Source organism: Streptomyces sp. McG3 (assembly GCF_018619185.1).
Classification (GTDB): domain Bacteria; phylum Actinomycetota; class Actinomycetes; order Streptomycetales; family Streptomycetaceae; genus Streptomyces.
In genome coordinates this window covers 25,045-42,726 of sequence record NZ_JAAXYC010000012.1, presented here as the reverse complement: position 1 = coordinate 42,726, position 17,682 = coordinate 25,045, and the positions used below count along the sequence as shown (strand labels likewise).

Sequence of the window (17,682 nt, the reverse complement as noted above, 5' to 3'; positions counted from 1 at the left end):
CGACGAGAGCGCACTTCTCGACGCCCCTCCCGAGCACTACGTCATGGTCCCCGAGGCGAACGGATCGTTCAACGTGGGGGAGAACATCGGGCCGCACGTCTGTTCCTTCTTCATGGGCGGCTGGGGAACGGACGCGATGGCGTGGGCCGTCGAGGCGGACGGGCTCCTCCCCCAGGCCGAGTCTCCGCACAAGATGTCCTCCCACCTCTTCCTCTCCGACGGCACAGTCGTCGGGCGCGCGCTGACCCAGTTCGGCGACGCCGCCGACGGATTCACAGCGCACCTGACGGTCTACGTGCCCGAAGCGTGTCCCCGGGAAGTCCTCGAACACGCTTCGGGCTTGTACACCGTCAGGCTCGATGTGAACCCGTCATCGGTGTCCCCGAACTGGATCAGTACCCGTCCCACGACCGTACCGTCGGACAGGAGGCGCGCCCCGACGGGCCCGCTTCCTGGCGACGGGGCCGACGGGGGACGGCGGCGGGGCGCTTCGGCGTCGCGCCCCGCCGCCGTCACCGGCCCGGTGGGAGCGGCCGGTCCCGTCACCGGCGCCCTCCGCGCCGATGACGGTGTCGAGAGGGTCACTCAGCCGGGGAGGACCCATTTCTGGTTGGCGCCGGTGCCGCAGGTCCACAGGTGCAGCCTGGTGCGGTCGGCGGAGGAGACACCCTCCGCGTCCAGGCACTTGCCGGAGACCGGGTTCCGCAGGGTCCCGTCCGCCTGCGCGGCCCACTTCTGGGCACCGGTGTTGTTGCACCCGTACAGCTGGACCTTGGTGCCGTTCGCCGTACCGGCACCACTGATGTCCAGGCACTTGCCGAGCGCCCGCAGCGTACTGTCCGTGCCGACCGTCCACTTCTGGGCAGCCGACTGATTGCACGTGAACAGCTGAACCTGCGTCCCGTCCGCAGACGCACCACCCGCCACATCCACGCACTTGCCACCGATACCGGTGACAGCACCCTCCCTCGGCCCCGTGGAGCCGCCGAGTTCCTTGATCCGGACGTTCCGGAAGGACACGTCGTCGCCGTCGCCGTGGTTCTGCAGGCCGATGTGACCCTGCTGGAGGCTGCGGGCGGGGTCGGTGTTGGTGAAGTTGTTGATCTTGCGGCCGTTGAGGAAGAGCTGGAGGCGCTCGCCCTCGACCCGGATCTCGTAGGTGTTCCACTCCCCCGGCGGGTTCAGTGCCGCGTCACGGACGGCGAGGTCGGCGGACTTGAAGCCGTAGACGGAGCCGGTGGTGCGGTCGGGGGCGTCGGTGGCGTCGATCTGGATCTCGTAGCCGTTATCGACGGCCGACCACGGGTCGTCGGAGGCCGGGAAGCCCACGAAGACACCGCTGTTGTCGTCCCCGCTCTGACGCCAGTCGAGCTTGAGGGAGTACGACCGGTACTCCTCGGCCTGGTACCAGTACAGACCAAGGCCGCCCTGGGAGGTGAGGGTGGCGTTCGCGTGGGCGAAGGATCCGGGGCCGGCCTGCTTCCAGCCGGTGGTGCCCGAGGAGCCGAAGAGCGTGGTGTAGCCGGTCTCCGGGCGGCAGTCGGCCTCCGTCAGCTCCGCGGCCCAGCGGATGCCGCCGAGCAGGTGCCGGCGGAAGGCGGGGTCGGTGTACGAGCCCTCGGTGTGGCCACCGCCGGTGTAGAAGGCGCGCCCTCCTTCGTAGTCCTTGCACCAGGCGATGGGGTGGTCGGCGCCCATGGTGCCGCCGCTGTAGGTGGACTCGTCGAGCGAGGCCAGGACGTGCGCGGTGGTGCGCGGGTTGGTGCGGTAGTCGTACCACTCGTCGGTCCGCTGCCAGCTCGGGCCGAGGTGGGCGGTGGCGTCGTGGGCGCGGTCCTCCACCTTGACGGTGGCCGGCTGGATCTGCGGGTGGGACTTGAACAACGCCCCGGCCAGACCGCCGTACCAGGCCCAGTCGTACTCGGTGTCGGCCGCCGCGTGGATGCCGACGTAGCCGCCGCCCGCCTCGATGTACCCCTCGAAGGCGTCCTGTTGGGTGGTGTTGAGGACGTCGCCGGTGGTGGAGAGGAAGACGACGGCCTCGTATCCGGCGAGGTTCGACGGGGTGAAGGCGGCGGCGTCCTCGGTGGCGGTGACGGTGAAGTTGTTGGTGGCGCCCAGCTCGCGCAGGGCGGTGACGCCTTCGTCGATGGAGGAGTGGCGGAATCCGGCGGTCTTGGAGAAGACCAGCACGTCGTACGCGGGGTCGGCGGCGGCCGCCATGCGGGCGGGGGTGCCAGGGGCGTCCGTGACGCGTACGAGAGTGTCGGGGGCTGCCGCCGTGGAGACGGCGGCGGGAAGGGCGGCGGCCGCGAGCAGGCCGCAGGCGGCCCAGCAGGCGAGGCGTCCGAGAGGCCGGACCGGTCGTCGGCTCATGGCAGGATCCACTTCTGGTTGGCGCCGGTGCCGCAGGTCCACAGGTGCAGCCTGGTGCGGTCGGCGGAGGAGACGCCTTCCGCGTCCAGGCACTTGCCGGAGACCGGGTTCCGCAGGGTCCCGTCCGCCTGCGCGGCCCACTTCTGGGCACCGGTGTTGTTGCACCCGTACAGCTGGACCTTGGTGCCGTTCGCCGTACCGGCACCACTGATGTCCAGGCACTTGCCGAGGGCCCGCAGCGTACTGTCCGTGCCGACCGTCCACTTCTGGGCAGCCGACTGGTTGCACGTGAACAGCTGAACCTGCGTCCCGTCCGCAGACGCACCACCCGCCACATCCACACACTTGCCACCGATACCGGTGACAGCACCCTCCCTCGGCCCCGTGGAGCCGGAGGTGGCGACGGTGAACTCGTCCACGTCGAAGAGGGCTCCGCCGCCGCCCTTGAAGACGAGGTGCAGCGTGGTGGTGCCGGCCGGGCGGTCGGTCAGGTTGGTGGAGACGTCCTGGAACGTCTCCCAGCCTCCCGTGACGGGGACGGCCACGGAACCGAGCAGTGTGCCGGTGGGCGATCCGGCGCGCACCTCCAGCGTGCCGCCGGCTCCGGCGGAGGAGACGCGGGCGGTCAGCCTGGTGGCGTTGTCGAGGGCATACGGCGCGAAGGAGATCCAGTCGCCGTTCTCGATGTTGCCCACGGTCTTGCCGCCCCGGGCCCCGGCGTGGTCGACGACCGTCACCCCGGCGGAGCCTCCGTAGTGCTCGGCCTGACGATGGCTCGGCTGGCTGATGTGCTCGTCGTGCGTGGTCAGGGCGGGCTGCCCGCCCGCGCCCTTGTCGGTGTACTCGGCGTCCCAGACGCCGAAGATGTTGGCGTTGGGGTCGTGCTCGCCGTCGGCGATGGTCTGTACGGTGCCGGAGCAGCCGTTCGCCGAGGTCTGCGGGTGGCCGTGGCTGTCGTGCCCGATGATGAAGGTGACCTTGACCTTGGAGCAGTCGATGGCGCCGTCCTCCGGGTCGGTGACGGTCACCTTGAACGGAACCGCGGCGCCCGGGTCGATGATCCGGCCGTCGACGGGCAGTTCCAGCTTCACGGTGGGTGCGGTGTTGCCCACGGTCACGGTGACGGAGGCGGTCGCGGTCAGGCCGGTGCCGTCGGAGACGGTCAGCTCCGCGGTGTACTGGCCGTTGGCGGTGTAGGTGTGCGTGGGGCTGGCCGCTGTCGAGGTACCGCCGTCACCGAACTTCCAGGCGTAGGTCAGCGGATCGCCGTCGGGGTCGGAGGTTCCCGCCGAGGAGAACCGCACGGCGAGCGGGGCCTGGCCCGAGGTGCGGTCGGCCTTGGCCTCGGCGATCGGAGAGCGCCCGCCGGAGACGTTCTCGATGCGGTAGACCGCGCTGTTCGCGTCCCCGTTGAAGTAGCCGGTCCCGTAGTCGAGCACGTACAGCGCTCCGTCGGGTCCGAAGGCCATGTCCATGACCTGGGTGCCCTGCCACGGGAAGGCGTTGATGGACTGCACGGTGCCGTCGCCGGACTGCTCGATGCGCTTGATCCACTTGCGGCCGAACTCACCCGCGAAGAAGTCCCCGTCGAAGCTCTCGGGGAATTTGACCGGGGAGGTCGAGGCCGCGTCGTAGCGGTAGACCGGACCGCCCATGGGGGACTCGGAGCCGCTGCCGAATTCCGGGACCGAGCCGCCGTCGTACGGGACCCAGGCGGGCTGGGCCGCGGGAAGGTCGGTCAGGCCGGTGTTGTTCGGCGAGGTGTTCTTCGGCGCCGAGCAGGAGAAGGCGGAGCCGGACGTCGAGTTCGCGAAGTTGTAGTCGACGTACGCGTTGTTCTTGCCGGTGCAGTAGGGCCAGCCGTAGTTGCCCGCCTTGCTGATCCGGTTGAACTCGACCTGGCCGGCGGGCCCGCGGGTGGCGCTCGCGGTGCCGGCGTCGGGGCCGTAGTCCCCCAGGTAGACCGTGCCGGTGGGCTTGTCGACGCTCATCCGGAAGGGGTTGCGGAAGCCCATGGCGTAGATCTCGGGCCGGGTCTTCGCGGTGCCGGGAGCGAAGAGGTTGCCCGCCGGAACGGAGTAGCCTCCGTCGGCGTTGACCTTGATCCGGAGCACCTTGCCGCGCAGGTCGTTGGTGTTGCCCGACGAACGCTGGGCGTCGTAGGCGGGGTTGCGGTTCGCCCGCTCGTCGATGGGGGTGTAGCCGTCGGAGGCGAAGGGGTTGCTGTCGTCACCGGTGGAGAGGTACAGGTTGCCCTGCGCGTCGAAGTCGATGTCGCCGCCGACGTGGCAGCAGAGACCGCGGCTGGCGGGGACGTCCAGGACCTGTTTCTCGCTGGCGGTGTCCAGAGTGCCGTCCGTTCTGAGGACGAATCGGGAGAGCCGGTTGACGCCGTTGAAGGGGGCGAAGTCGGCAGCCGAGCCGGTCGCGGGGGCGTCGCCGGCGGGGGTGTTCAGCTTCGGGGCGTAGTAGAGGTAGACGAAGCGGTTGGCAGTGAAGCCGGGGTCGACTCCGACGCCCTGGAGGCCCTCCTCGTCATGTGAGTAGACGTCCAGTTTGCCGGCGACCTTGGTGGTGCCGGCCGCGTCGGTGCGACGCAGCGTGCCGTCCCGCGAGGTGTGCAGGACGGACCGGTCGGGCAGGACGGCGAGCGTCATCGGCTCGCCGGTCTCGGCCACCCCCTTGGCGAGGGTGACCTGCTGGAACTCCGGTGCCGCGGGGGCGGCTTCGGCTTGGTTCTGCTGAACGGTGAGGGCGCCCGCGGCGGCGAGCAGAGTACTGGCGATCGCCGCGAGGGGCCGGGTGAGTCTCCTGTGCACGCGCATCCTCCGTGGGTCAACGGGGCTGAGGGTCTCGCACAGGCGCGCGCCGTCGCGCCGGGAGACGCGGGCGCCCGGGAGGGAGGGAGGCACACGCGTCCTTGCTGTCCGGTACAGGTCAGGAAGGTAATGGCTTTTTCATCAGCCAGAAACCCTTTTGACGTGCCAGGCCGGAACTTTATTCTCTGGGGGGACAAAGTGTCCCCGTCCGACCCCCCTCCCCAACTCCGTTGTCAGGAAGCTCACTTCCTGCTCGAAGGCTCCCTTCAGGCCCTCTTCCGGTCCGGCCCAGCGCAGCGGTTCTGCCGAAAGGACGACGAGCGACTCCTCGGTGGCACCACGCGTCGGCATGACGGGGGTGACGACCAGCGGCAGCGACGCGCCGGCGGTGAACACCGGTGCCACCGGTGAGGTGGATCCGGTGATCACCTCTCCAAACGTGGTGGCCACCCCGCCGGCGAAGGCTTCGGAACGAACCGCGTTGACGCGCTCCACCTTCTCGCACCGGCTCATCCGTGAGGCGGTGGACGTCTGCACCCACCGTGTGACGGACCTCTTCGCCGTGTTCTCCACAGGAGGCCGGGGGAAGGGGTGAGCTTCCACGGTCTCCGAGCCGCTGTGATGCCGCCGAGCGTGATGGGCTCTCGTGTCCCCGGGGCGCGGCTCCGGCGATCTCTTCGGTACGTCGCCGTCTGCCCTTCTGTCAGGGCGTGTCGGGCAGGTCCGCGGTGAGTGGCGCCGGTGGTGCGGCCTGTTCGCGTTGGGCGGGGAGGGTGACGGTGACGGTGGTTCCTGTTCCGGGGGCGGAGGCGACGCGCACGGTTCCGTGGTGGGCGTGGACGATGGCCTGGACGATGGCGAGACCGAGTCCGGAACCGCCATTGGCGCGGCTGCGGCTGGTGTCTGCCCGCCAGAATCGGTCGAAGACGCGCGTGAGGTCTCCGGGAGGGATGCCTGGGCCGTGGTCTGTTACCCGAATCGTGACGTGGGTTGCCGTCGGTTGGACAGTGACGGTGATCGTGGTGCCGGGTGGGGTGTGCTGGATCGCGTTGCCGAGGAGGTTGTTCAGGACCTGTTGAAGCCGGGGTTGGTCTCCGTGCACGCCGGCGGGTTCGGGAGCGTACAGGTCGATGGCGCGGTCGGGTGCTACCACCTGTGCGTCCTGGACGACGGCGGTGGCCAGGCGCTGGAGGTCGACCGGCTGGGAGTCCAGGGGGCGTCCGGCGTCGAGGCGGGCGAGCAGGGAGAGCTCCTCGACGAGAAGACGCATTCTGCCGACCTCACCGTCGACCCGTTCCAGGGCTCTGTTCAGGTCGGCGGGAGCGCTGAGACCGCCCTGGTTGTAGAGGTCGAGCCAGCCGGAGATCGTGGCCAGCGGGGTGCGCAGTTCGTGGGAGGCGTCGGCGGCGAAGTCGCGGATCTGGGTCTCGGCGCGGGCTTGGGCGTCGAAAGCGTCGTTGACGGCGATGGCGAGCCGGTCGGTCTCCGTGTGTGACCCGTGGACGGGCAGACGTTCACTGCGGGCGCCGGATGCGATGTCGTCAGCTGTGTCGGCCATCGTCCCCAGTGGGCGCAGGCCGATCCTGAGAATGAGCAGTGCGACGGCGAAGGCCAGTACGAGGGTGATGCCGACGCTGGTTGCCTGCCCGGAGATGAAGTCGGCAACGGTGACCCGGTCGATGTCGGTGCGCATGGTGAGGATGACGGCGGAGGCTTCCACCACCTGGTGCGAGGTGGTGATGGTCAGTCCGGCTGTGGGGATCCGCAGCGCGAGCAGGTCGGGCACCGATGTCGCGCCGTCGAAGGTCAGGACCTGGTCGAGACGGTCCTCGGTCAGGCCGTTGATCGCCCGGGGCACGCCCGCCCCGACCTGTTCGGCGATCTTGCCGGAGGCGTCGATGACGGTGATGCCCATGAGGGGCTCGACCAGGGTGGCAAGCTGATCGCCGTCGACGGTCTGCGGGCGCTCCTCCAGGGCTTGGTGGACCCGGTCGCCGGATTCGCGCAGCGTCGCCTCGGCCCGGTGGTGGAGATACGTGCGCAGGGTCACGGCGCCGGCGATCGAGTTCCCGACGAGGCCGGCGGCCAGCAGCACGAGGACGCCGATCAGGAGGCGCCCGCGGATGGTGGTCAGCCGGTGGGGCGTGACGGCGGAAACCCAGGTACGCGCGTTCATGAGGTGGGGCGGCGGAGGCTGTAGCCGATGCCACGGACGGTGTGCAGCAGTGGTTCCCGGCCGTGGTCGATTTTGCGGCGCAGGTTGGACACGAAGCGCTCCACCACGACGGAGTCCCCGCCGAAGTCGTACTGCCAGACCGCTTCGAGGATCTGGGACCGGGTCATGACGTGCCCGGGGTGGGAGAGCAGGAAGCGCAGGAGCCGGAACTCGGTGGGCGACAGGTCGACCCGGTCACCGCCGCGCTGTACGGTGTGGCGCCGCTCGTCGAGTTCGAGATCGGCGTAGCGCAGGACGCCGTCGTCGACGGCGCCCGCGCTGCCACGCGCCCGGCGGATCAGGGCATGGAGCCGGGCGCCGACCTCGACGACGCTGAAGGGCTTGGTGACGTAGTCGTCACCGCCGAGCCGAAGTCCCCGGACACGGTCCTCGACGGCGTCCCGGGAGGTCAGGAACAGCACCGGCACCGTGTTGCCTCGGGAACGGATCAGCTGCAGGACGTCGAAGCCGTCACCGCCCCCGGGCAGACCCACGTCGAGGACGATCACGTCGGGCGTGTGCCGGGAGAGCTGGTCGAGAGCCTGCGGTACGTCGCCCGCGAGATGGACCTCGAATCCGGCGAAGCGCAGGGCCGAGGCCATCAGCTCGCGGATACCGGCATCGTCATCGACAACGAGAACCGTGTCCGGGGAGTTCATGAAGGGTGTCCTACTTCGGGGCGGGAAGATACGTCACGGGAGCGGGTTCGGTCGCAGGTGAGTCCGCGCGCCCGGCTTCCTTGTCCTCCAGGCGCGCGCCTTCAACATCCAGGTCGGGCAGCCACTTGTCCAGGAAGCGCGGCAGCCTCCACGCGCCGTGGCCCAGCAGCGACAGTACCGCCGGGACCAGTGTCAGGCGGACGGCGAACGCGTCGACAAGGACGCCGACCGCCAGTGCCAGAGCGATCGGCATGATCGCCGGATCGTGGCTGAAGAGGAAGCTCGCGAAGACGGCCACCATGATCAGTGCGGCCGCGGTCACCACCCGGCCCGCGTGCCTGGCACCCCCGATGACGGAGGTGTGAGGACGCCTCGTCCGGACGTACTCCTCGCGTATGGCGGAGACGAGGAAGACCTCGTAGTCCATGGCCAGGCCGAAGAGGACGGCCATCACGATGATGGGCACGAAACTGGCGACCGGCCCCGTCGAAGGGACGCCGAGGGTGCCCGCGAGCCACCCCCACTGGAAGACCGCGACGATCGCGCCGAAGGAGACGCCGACCGACAGCAGGAAGCCGAACGTCGCCTTGACCGGGATGGCGATGGACCGGAACGCGGCCATCAGCAGCAGCAACGAAAGCCCGACGACCACCAGGGCGAAGGGCAGCAGAGCGCCACTGAGCTTGTCGGAGACCTCGATGCTGACTGCGGTCCGGCCGGTGACCGCGATGCTGCTGCCGCTCTGTTCCGCCAGAGGGCTGACACGGTCCTGGAGTGCCGTGACGAGTTCGCTGGTCTGTGGATCACGGGGCCCGGTGTCCGGGGTGACCTGGATCCGCGCGGCAGCTCCGTCACCGGAGTAGTCGACGGGACTGACCCGCGCGATGCCCTGGACCCCGGCCAGATTCCGAGCGACCTGCTGGCCGGCGGTCTTCAGAGCGCCCGGCGGCGCGTCGGTCACCAACACCACGAGGGGACCGTTGGCTCCGGGACCGAAGGCGTCACCGATCTTGTCGTAGGTCTGCCGCACGGCGGTCGAGGTCGGTTCGCTGCCGTCGTCGCTCAGGGCGAGCTGGAGCTGTGTGGCAGGCATACCGAGCGCGGCAAGGGCCAGAGTGACGGTGATGAGCGCCCGCCACGGACGACGCACGACCGCCGCGACCCAGCGAGCCCCCATCGACGGCTTGCCGGTGGGATCCGCGGCATCGCGCATACGTACGGCGCCACGTGAGCCGGGCTCGGGACGCAGCCGCTCCCCGGCGAGCGCCAGCAGGGAGGGCAGGAGTCCCAGCGACATCACGACCGCGACGGCAACTGCCGCGGCGGCGCTCAGGCCCATCGAAGTGAGCACCGGAACACCGGCCACCGTCAGTCCGGCCAGAGCGATGATCACGGTCATCCCGGCGAATGCCACAGCGCTGCCGGCGGTCGCGGTCGCGTGGGCAACCGCGTCCTGCACGCTGCGGCCCTGCACCAGCTCCGCACGGTGGCGCGAGACGATGAACAGGGCGTAGTCGATTCCGACCGCGAGACCCAGCATGATCGCCAGCGTCGGTGCCTTGTCCGAAACGCTCAGGACCGCGGACAGACCCATCAGCCCTGTCATGCTCGCTACGACCGAGATCAGGGCCGTGAGCAAAGGCATGCCTGCGGACAGCATGGAGCCGAAGGTGATCGCCAGAACCGCGAGCGCGACCAGTACCCCGACCCCTTCCATCGGTCCGACCGGAGGGCTCGACTCCTTGTACGCGTCACCTCCGAAGAGCACCTCGACGCCCGCGGCGCGGCTGCCGGCAGCCGTGTCCTTCAACGCGTTCAAGTCGTCCTCAGCGACGTCCTGGTCCTTGGCCACCGAGAACTCGACCCGGGCGACAGCGGTCTTCCCGTCCGGTGTCACGGTCTGGCTGCGCATCGGATCACTGACCGAGGTGACGCCGGGGACGGTGGCCGCGGCGGACAGGGTCCGCTTCAACGCGGCGGCATTGCCCGGATCCTCGAACGAGGTGCCAGAGGGCGCCTCGAAGACGATCTCCGCGCTCTGCCGGTCGGAGGCCCCGAAGTGATGGTCCATCTTCTCCAGAGCGCTTTGCGCAGCCGACCCGGGGATGTCCGACCTGGAATCGAAGCTTCCCGCGAAAGTGATCCCGAGCACGGCGGTCGCGGCGACGACGAACAGCCACACGGTCAGGACCGTACGGCAGCGGCGAACCGCGAACACCCCCCATCGATGAAGCAGCACAGCCATGCTTACAGCTCATTTCCGTCAAGAGGTATCGGCGAAGCCCCCATGACAGCCGCGCTTCTTGACGGCACCACCTCCCTGCACCTGACGATTCCTTGACGGTCTCGCCTCGTGACGACTGCTGCCTCGTGTGGCCGAACGCACCGGGGAGGTATGGCCGAGCCGGGTGGTGGGCACAGGTCCAACCGACGCTCGGCAATGCCGCAGACATCTGCCGGTAACCCACCTATTGACTCTTTGCTATAGCGGCGGCAATGTTGCAGACATGAGCACCGATGCCCTCAGCCCCATGGAGACGACGTCGTTGGCCGACCAGGCTTACCGGCGGCTTCGCGATGCGGTTCGGGAGGGCTCCCTGCGGCCGGGAGAGAAGATCACCGAACGTGATCTCGCCACCCGTCTCGGTGTCAGCCCCACCCCGGTGCGGGAAGCGCTGCGTCAGCTGGTGCACGAGAAGGTGGTGGAGCGGGTCGGGACCCGGGCGCTGCGGATCGCGGATCACTCGGATTCCGCGCTTTCGGAGATCGTGGAGGCCGAGGTCCGGCTGTCGGCCCTCATGGCCCGCCTGGCCGCCCGGAACGCCACTGACGCCCAGCTCGCCGACCTGGCCGAGGTGCTGGATCAGGCCGATGCCGTGGTCGGCGAGATCGAGCGGGATCTGGCCGAACGCGGGGCACGGGCCGACGCGACCGACAGGCTGGCAGCCGTCCACCGCCTGCTGCGGCGCTTCCACCACCAGGTGGAGGCATCAGTCGGCAATCCCGTGCTTGAGGGCCTTCTTCAGCAGGCCCGCGCGTTCAGTGACGAGGAGCGTCTCGATCTGACGATCAAGCTCGCTCCGGAACGAGCCGAGGCTTTCCGCCGGAGGTTCCGCGAACACCGCAGCCTGCTCGACGCCCTCCTCGACCGTGACGAGGAACGGGCCGAGATGCTCGCCGCGCATCATCACCGCGAGGCACTGAACCAGCTCTCCAGCAGCTGATCGAACGCGTCCGCATCCGCATCCGGCTGCCGCTCATTGGGTCACCGCGACAGCCGACGCACCCCCCTTTTGCTATAGCATATGGCAAGGAGCCGCCATGCTGCATCAACCTGCTGCGACCACTTCGGACGGGACATCCACCCTCGCGTCGTCGACACCCGCCCCCGGACGGCGGATGAACGCGAGCGCGGTGCTGTGGGTCACCCTGGCGGTCTTCGCCCAGGAAGCGGTCTGGAATTTCTACGACGCCCAGGTTCCCGAGCAACTGCGCCAGTACGTCACCTCGGCGGGCGTCATCGGCCTGATCATGGGGCTGGACCATTCCTTGGGCATCTTCACCCAGCCGTCCGTCGGGTTCCTCTCCGACAAGCTCGTCCGCCGCAAGGCGGGGCGGTGGCCGATCGTGCTGCTCGGCGCCGTGATCGCCACGGTCCCGTTCGTGCTCATCCCCTGGGCGGACAGTCTTCCCGTCCTGATGGTGTGCGTCGTCGGGTTCGCCCTGGTCGCCAACGCTTTCAAAGGCGTCACCGAAACACTGATATCCGACTACGTCCCCACGGGCAGCCGCAGCAAGGCGCAGGGGTTCATCAAGGCCGGCGTCAGCCTGACCATCATCGTCTCGTCCCTGATCAGCCTGCTGGTCGTGGACCGCAGCCTGCACCTGGCGTTCGCGATCCCTCCGGCCCTGATGTTGGTCATGCTCGGCTTCTCCTGGATGTTCCTCGGCCGCCGTCACCAGCAGGCCGTTCTGCCCGAACAGCCCACCGAGGGCCAGAAGGACGCACCGGAGTTCACCTCTCCCTGGGCGGTCCTGAAGGACGCGGTACGCACGCCTTCCAGCCCCACGGTGCTGCTGATGATCGGCATCTTCTGCTTCGCGGGCATGTGGACCGCGTTGCGGTCGCTGAACACGCCCTACGGCACCGAGGTCCTCGGGCTGACCCGAGGTGAAGCCGGCGGGCTCGCTCTGCCGGGCGCCGTCGCCTTCCTGGTCTGTGTACTGCCCCTCGCCTACGGCTCCGACCGGCTGGGGCAACTGCGCGCCATGCGCTACGGCGTCGGACTGTTCGTCATCGGCCTCCTGGTCGGCTTCGCCGTCCCGACGGTCCCGGGGACGGTCGTCTCGACCGTCCTCTGCGCCATCGGCTACGCCTCGTTCGCGGTCAACGCCCTGGTCGCCCTGTGGAACCTGGCCCCCACCCAGAAGGTGCTCGGCACCTACACCGCCCTCTACACCATCGCCTCCTCCGCCGGCATGGCCCTGGGCCCGGCGATCCTCGGCATCACGGTGGACCTCACCAGCTGGCGCTTCATGATGCTGAACGCCGCCGCCTTCGCCGCGGTCACCTTCGCTGTCTTCACCCTCCTGGCCCGCCGGATTCCCCACCGGAGCCAGTCGTGAGGAAGCACACCACCAGCACGCCGAAAGGTCATCACCCCATGGAACTCCGCATTCTCGCCCCGACCGGGGCACTGGGCGCCGGCTTCGACGCGGACGCGTTCCGGCGCGGCGTCGCAGCCCGTCCCCATGTGATCGCCTGCGACGCCGGGTCCACCGACTCCGGCCCCGCGGCCCTCGGCTCCGGCACACCCAAGCTCTCGGCTCAGGCCGTCGCGCGTGACCTGCGGCTCCTGCTGAAGGCCCGGGACGAGCTGAAGGTGCCGCTCATCATCGGATCCTGCGGCACCTCCGGTCGCGATGTCGGCGTCGACGAGGTGGCAGCCCTCACCCGCCGTATCGCCGCCGAGGAGAGCCTGCACTTCAAGCTCGCCCTGATCTACTCCGACCAGCCCGCCGACCGCCTCCAGGACCTCTACGACGCCGGCCGCATCCGGCCACTCGCCCATGCACCCGAAATCGACCGGGAGCTGTTCGAACGCAGCCACACCGTGGCGATGATGGGCGTCGAACCCATCCAGGACGCTCTGGTCGAGGGCTGCGACGTCATCCTGGCCGGCCGCGCCAGCGACACCGCCCTCTTCGCCGCACTGCCCCACCTGCGCGGCGCCCACTCCGGCCTCGCCTGGCACCTGGCCAAGACCATCGAGTGCGGCGCCGCCTGCGCCGTGCCACCCTCCGCCAACGGGCTGCTCGCCACGCTGCGCGACGACCACTTCGACGTCACTACCCTCGCCGACGGCACCCGGCTCACACCCCGCTCGGTCGCCGCACACACCCTGTACGAGAACGCCGACCCGTTCCACATCGCCGAACCCTCGGGCGTCCTGGACACCACCGACGCCACCTACGAAGCCGTCGACGAACAGACCGTCCGCGTCCGCGGCGCCCGCTACCTACCCGCGGACGGCTACACGAACAAACTCGAAGGCGCCGAACTCGTCGGCTACCAGACCGTCATCATCGGCGGCGTCCGCGACCGCATCGTCATCGACGCCCTGCCCAAACTCCTGCCGTTCGCCCAGCAGTACTTCGACGCGAAGATCCTCGACCTGTTCGCCGGCGAGATAGACCCGTCCACCATCGACATCGACTACCGCCTCTATGGCGACGGTGCCGTTCTCGACGGCACCGAACCCGATCCGCTACGGCCTCGCGAACTCGGCGTACTCATCACGGTGACCGCCCCCGACCAAGCCACCGCTCACGCGATCTCCACGTTCGTCGCCCACGCCAGCAGCCACCTGCCCATCGCCGAGTACGACGGACTGGTCTCCACCCTCGCCTACCCCTACTCACCCCCCGAGATGGACCGAGGCCCGCTCTACCGCTTCACCCTCAACCACGTCGCCACCGGCATCACCCCCACCGAACTGTTCCGGACCACCACCGAGGAGCTGTAGTACCCATGGCCACCCTGCTCGACTACTGCTCCCTGGTCCGCTCCAAGAACGCCGGCCCCTTCACCCTCACGTTCGATTTCATGTGCCACGACCACACCGCCTACGACGCGCTGGTGGCGACCGGATTCCTCGACAAGGGCCTCTTCGCATCGCTCTACGGCACCGATCCCGATCAGATCCTCGTCGTCAACCACCCCGGCGCACTCGCCGTAAAGGTCTCCCTGCCCCGCCCCACCGTTCAGGGCGACATCCACGACACCGACTGCTACGCCGGCCAGCAGTACGCCCCGCTCATGGACAGGGAACTGCCTCCGGTCCCCTGACCGCGCCTCCCCTCCCCACGAACTCCGGAGCCACACCCATGCCCACCGAACGTCCCCTCTCCCCCTGGCACCTGCCGCCCGACCATCCCGCACAGCTCTTCCTGACCGGGGCCACGCCGCTGTTCGCCCTCTCCGTCGACCCGCGCGTCTCGTACTGCCTCTACGTGCCCCGCGGGCACAGCAACATCGGTGAACCCAGCCCCCTGGTCGTGGCAGTCCACGGGACCCATCGCAACGTCGGCCAGGTCCGAGACCACTTCGCCGATTTCGCGGAGGAACACGGCTGCGTCGTACTCGCCCCGCTGTTCCCCGCCGGCCTGACCGGCCCCAACGACCTGGACAGCTACAAGTTCTTCACCGAGCCAGGCTTCCGGCCTGACCTGCTGCTGCTCGACATGATCAAGGAGGCTGCCGCCCGGTGGCACATCCGAACGGATCGCTTCCACCTTCACGGCTTCTCCGGCGGCGGGCAGTTCGCCCACCGCTTCTTCTGTCTCCACCCCGACCGCCTCGCCTCCCTTTCCGTCGGCGCACCGGGCCGCACCACCCTCCTCGACTCCCGAACACCCTGGTGGCGGGGCACCGCTGACAGCACAGACCTCTTCGGAGTCGCTCCGGACACCCAAGCCATGGCGGAACTACCCGTGCAACTCGTCATCGGGGAACACGACACCCACGTCGAGGTCTGGGAAGGCGCCGAGCAACCAGGCAGCCGCATGAACCGCCTGAACGAGCTCCGCGAGAACTGGGACCGACACGGCATCGCCTCGCAACTGGACATCGTCAGCGGCGCCGGACACAACGACCTTGCCGTCATCCCCACCGTGCTCTCCTTCCTGACCGAACAGGTTGAAGCGTCGGCAGGCCGTCGGCAAACGCCGGCGAGGCCGCAGTGCTGACGAGAGAACTGCCCCGTCTGTGAGGAGAAGCAAGCAGGATCCACCACCCTGGTCCAGACGCGGGGGGTGCACCGGTCCCGCGCCCGTGCGACCGGGAGATCCTGGACTCCTGGGGCATGGCAGTCACCAGGTGTTCAGGCGGGTGCGCCTGGCGGTGAGGAGCTGGTGTCGCCGGCCGTTGCAGAGGACGGCTCCGGTGCGCCCGAGGCCGTTACGCGTGTGGTTCGGGCCCGCGCGACGGCGTCGTACAGAGCCTTCGGGTCGTCCGCGTGCAGCCTGACCACCTGTACGGGGCGGGAGGCGCCGAGGAACTTCGGCACGTCGAGGGGTTCGGCCAGTCCGAGGGTGATGGAGGTCTGCGAACCGATGGGCATGTTCAGCTCGTTGTCCTTCTTCACATGGGTGAACAGCGTCTCGCGTCGGATGGAGGCGATCTGGTCGAGCGGCACGAGGAAGTCGATGCCGGCTGCCTGCCGGATGCGCAGTGTGCCGCCGGTGAGGACGTGCGGGCGTGTGACGGAGGCCGCGTGCAGGCCGAGGACGAACAGGACGGTGTAGACGTCCACGACGAGAAAGACGGTGTGAACAAGGGGCCAGTTGGCGAGCAGGAAGGACAGGACGACCGTCTCGATGACGCAGGCGAACGTGAGACTGTACATCATGGCGGCCTGGTCACGGCCGTGGGTGAAGACCGCGTCGGCGCCGTTGACGCCGTGCGGGCGGCGGGCAACCCACCGGAGCAGGCTCGCCATGATCCGCAGCTCGTGCATGACAAAGCGCGGCACGGGCTCGGGCACGAGCTGCTTGAGCGCTTCCGGCCGGGACAGTCCGTGCCGCCGCAGCCGCAGCCAGTGGTGTGCTTCGGCACAGACGAGCACCAGCAGGAGCAGCCTGCCGCCGAGCAGAACAGCGCCCGGCATCGGCATCCCACTGATCAGACCGGCCAGGAGCACGAGCTGGGAGCCCAGCGCGATGACGCGCATCGTCCGCAGGGCCGGGCCGCGGCGGGGGACGGTGCTCCGGCGAACGGCCGGCCGGCCTTCGGGCGTCTTCATGATGGTCCTTCCTGCTTTTCGGCCGCGACTTCCCTCGCACGCGTGATGGCCGCCGGCCGGGCTGGCGCGAGGTCCACGAAGATGCCGCTTGCCAGGGTGCCGGCGCTCCTGTCGGGGAAACGCGCTGCCAGGGCGAGCAGGGTTGTCTCCCGTACGCCGCATTCGCGGTATCCGTCACTGAGTCGCAGGGGCTCGGGCAGCAGCCCGAGATGGTGGTAGTGCCGTACGCCCCGCGGGGTTGCCCCGTGGAGCGCGGCGATCTCGCCGATGCGCATGAGCCCAGTGCAAACCATGACGCCGCGTGAAGGTCAAGAGCGGCCTGCGCGGCGGGACAGCGCAACCGGTGCAGCTCCGGTGAAGGCCCCGGAGGGGGCGCCCGCGGCTATTTGACCTTCACGCGGCGTCATGGTTTTCCCTGGGTGTCACCCGGCCCGGGGCGGTCACCGAGCTCGCGGGACGAACCTCTGAGAGGACCCTGAAATGACCACCACTGTCGAGCAGAACATGGCCTTGCTGCGCACCGCGTACCAGCTCGTGGAGAGCGGCGGGTTCGAGGATGCCGCGCAGATGCTGACCGAGAACTTCATCGCCAACGTCCCTGGATCTCCCGACCCGCTGCACGGCCGTGAGACCTGGCAGCACGGCACGAAGATCATGAAGGACGCCTTTCCCGACCTGAAGATCAACGTTCAGGACATGTTCGGCGTCGACGACAAAGTGACCGTGCTGGTCCACTTCCGGGCCACGCACCAGGGTGCGTTCCAGCAGTTCGAGGCAACAGGCCGCCAGGTCAGCTACCGGAGCGTCGAGGTCTACCGCTTTGAGGACGGCCGGATCGCCGAGGAGTGGGTCGCACCGGACCTGATGAGCCTCATGCGGCAGATCTCGCCCACCTCCGCCGGTCACTGAGCAGGCGTCTGCTCGCGATCGGGCAACGCGTCCAGGTGGTCCAGGGCCGTGTGCAGGGAGGCGGTGAACGCTGCTCGCTCGGCGGCACGCGCGTCGGCCTCGGCCAGGCGGGCGGCGAGCCGTCGACGCGGGTCCGCGTGCACGTCCCGGCAGGCGCCCGCGTCCCACACCCCGAGCGGCTCGCCGATTTCCTCCAGCGGCAGCCCGAGGTGCTTGGCCGCGCCGATGATCGCCGGCCGCTCGCCCGCATCCTCGCCGTACACCCGGTAGCCGGCCGGGGTCCGGTCAGCTGGTAGCGGCCCGGCGCCGTCGTGGAAGCGCAGGGTGGTCGTCGGCATGCCGGGGCGCTCGGCGAGCTGGCAGATCCTCATCGTGCTCACACCACCGACGGTAGATCTTCG

The 17,682-nt window shown here is 69.1% G+C and carries 15 protein-coding genes; 6 read left to right on the top strand and 9 right to left on the bottom strand.

All coding sequences use genetic code 11. The features are described from left to right. Window positions 1–585 precede the first annotated feature (585 nt). The 6 genes from HET64_RS03890 to HET64_RS03865 all read right to left on the bottom strand — a co-directional run bounded on the left by HET64_RS03890 (window position 586) and on the right by HET64_RS03865 (window position 10,314). Window positions 586–2,376: a ThuA domain-containing protein gene (locus HET64_RS03890; RefSeq protein WP_215102289.1), complete on the bottom strand. Its 1,791-nt coding sequence runs from the start codon at window positions 2,374–2,376 to the stop codon at window positions 586–588. After that, window positions 2,373–5,195, bottom strand: coding sequence for a PQQ-dependent sugar dehydrogenase (locus HET64_RS03885; RefSeq protein WP_215102287.1), 2,823 nt, complete (start codon window positions 5,193–5,195; stop codon window positions 2,373–2,375). The genes HET64_RS03890 and HET64_RS03885 overlap by 4 nt, the downstream gene beginning before the upstream one ends. A gap of 141 nt (window positions 5,196–5,336) precedes the next feature. Continuing rightward, a complete protein-coding gene (locus tag HET64_RS03880) occupies window positions 5,337–5,690 on the bottom strand; it encodes a hypothetical protein (protein ID WP_215102284.1) in 354 nt (117 codons plus the stop codon). 208 nt (window positions 5,691–5,898) lie between these two features. After that, window positions 5,899–7,371, bottom strand: coding sequence for a cell wall metabolism sensor histidine kinase WalK (locus HET64_RS03875; protein ID WP_215102282.1), 1,473 nt, complete (start codon window positions 7,369–7,371; stop codon window positions 5,899–5,901). Next, window positions 7,368–8,069, bottom strand: a complete 702-nt coding sequence (locus HET64_RS03870; protein WP_215102280.1) for a response regulator transcription factor — start codon at window positions 8,067–8,069, stop codon at window positions 7,368–7,370. Before HET64_RS03870 ends, HET64_RS03875 begins: the two co-directional genes overlap by 4 nt. Before the next feature lie 10 nt (window positions 8,070–8,079). After that, window positions 8,080–10,314: an MMPL family transporter gene (locus HET64_RS03865; RefSeq protein ID WP_215102272.1), complete on the bottom strand. Its 2,235-nt coding sequence runs from the start codon at window positions 10,312–10,314 to the stop codon at window positions 8,080–8,082. A gap of 286 nt (window positions 10,315–10,600) precedes the next feature. Here HET64_RS03865 and HET64_RS03860 point away from each other — a divergent pair, with 286 nt between their 5' ends. The 5 genes from HET64_RS03860 (at window position 10,601) to HET64_RS03840 (ending at window position 15,317) form a co-directional block, all read left to right on the top strand. Next, complete coding sequence (locus HET64_RS03860) at window positions 10,601–11,293, top strand: GntR family transcriptional regulator (RefSeq protein ID WP_215102270.1); 693 nt, start codon at window positions 10,601–10,603, stop codon at window positions 11,291–11,293. Between the two features lie 97 nt (window positions 11,294–11,390). Continuing rightward, complete coding sequence (locus HET64_RS03855) at window positions 11,391–12,695, top strand: MFS transporter (RefSeq protein ID WP_215102268.1); 1,305 nt, start codon at window positions 11,391–11,393, stop codon at window positions 12,693–12,695. 38 nt (window positions 12,696–12,733) lie between these two features. Further along, window positions 12,734–14,095, top strand: a complete 1,362-nt coding sequence (locus tag HET64_RS03850) for an acyclic terpene utilization AtuA family protein (protein WP_215102266.1) — start codon at window positions 12,734–12,736, stop codon at window positions 14,093–14,095. A 5-nt stretch (window positions 14,096–14,100) separates the two neighbouring features. Next, window positions 14,101–14,418: a DUF4387 domain-containing protein gene (locus tag HET64_RS03845; protein WP_215102264.1), complete on the top strand. Its 318-nt coding sequence runs from the start codon at window positions 14,101–14,103 to the stop codon at window positions 14,416–14,418. A 38-nt stretch (window positions 14,419–14,456) separates the two neighbouring features. Beyond that, window positions 14,457–15,317 (top strand): PHB depolymerase family esterase, encoded by an 861-nt coding sequence (locus tag HET64_RS03840; protein ID WP_215102262.1) that lies wholly within the window; start codon window positions 14,457–14,459, stop codon window positions 15,315–15,317. A gap of 134 nt (window positions 15,318–15,451) precedes the next feature. Here HET64_RS03840 and HET64_RS03835 read toward each other — a convergent pair whose 3' ends face one another. Next, window positions 15,452–16,372: a hypothetical protein gene (locus HET64_RS03835; RefSeq protein WP_215102260.1), complete on the bottom strand. Its 921-nt coding sequence runs from the start codon at window positions 16,370–16,372 to the stop codon at window positions 15,452–15,454. Next, window positions 16,369–16,647, bottom strand: coding sequence for a MerR family DNA-binding transcriptional regulator (locus tag HET64_RS39980; protein ID WP_215102258.1), 279 nt, complete (start codon window positions 16,645–16,647; stop codon window positions 16,369–16,371). The genes HET64_RS03835 and HET64_RS39980 overlap by 4 nt, the downstream gene beginning before the upstream one ends. Before the next feature lie 205 nt (window positions 16,648–16,852). Between HET64_RS39980 and HET64_RS03825 the strand changes: the two genes are divergently transcribed. Next, window positions 16,853–17,281 (top strand): ester cyclase, encoded by a 429-nt coding sequence (locus HET64_RS03825; RefSeq protein ID WP_251144734.1) that lies wholly within the window; start codon window positions 16,853–16,855, stop codon window positions 17,279–17,281. On the opposite strand, the gene HET64_RS03820 is transcribed toward HET64_RS03825, so the two are convergent. After that, window positions 17,275–17,652, bottom strand: a complete 378-nt coding sequence (locus HET64_RS03820; protein WP_215102326.1) for a MerR family transcriptional regulator — start codon at window positions 17,650–17,652, stop codon at window positions 17,275–17,277. The genes HET64_RS03825 and HET64_RS03820 overlap by 7 nt on opposite strands. Window positions 17,653–17,682: the final 30 nt, after the last annotated feature.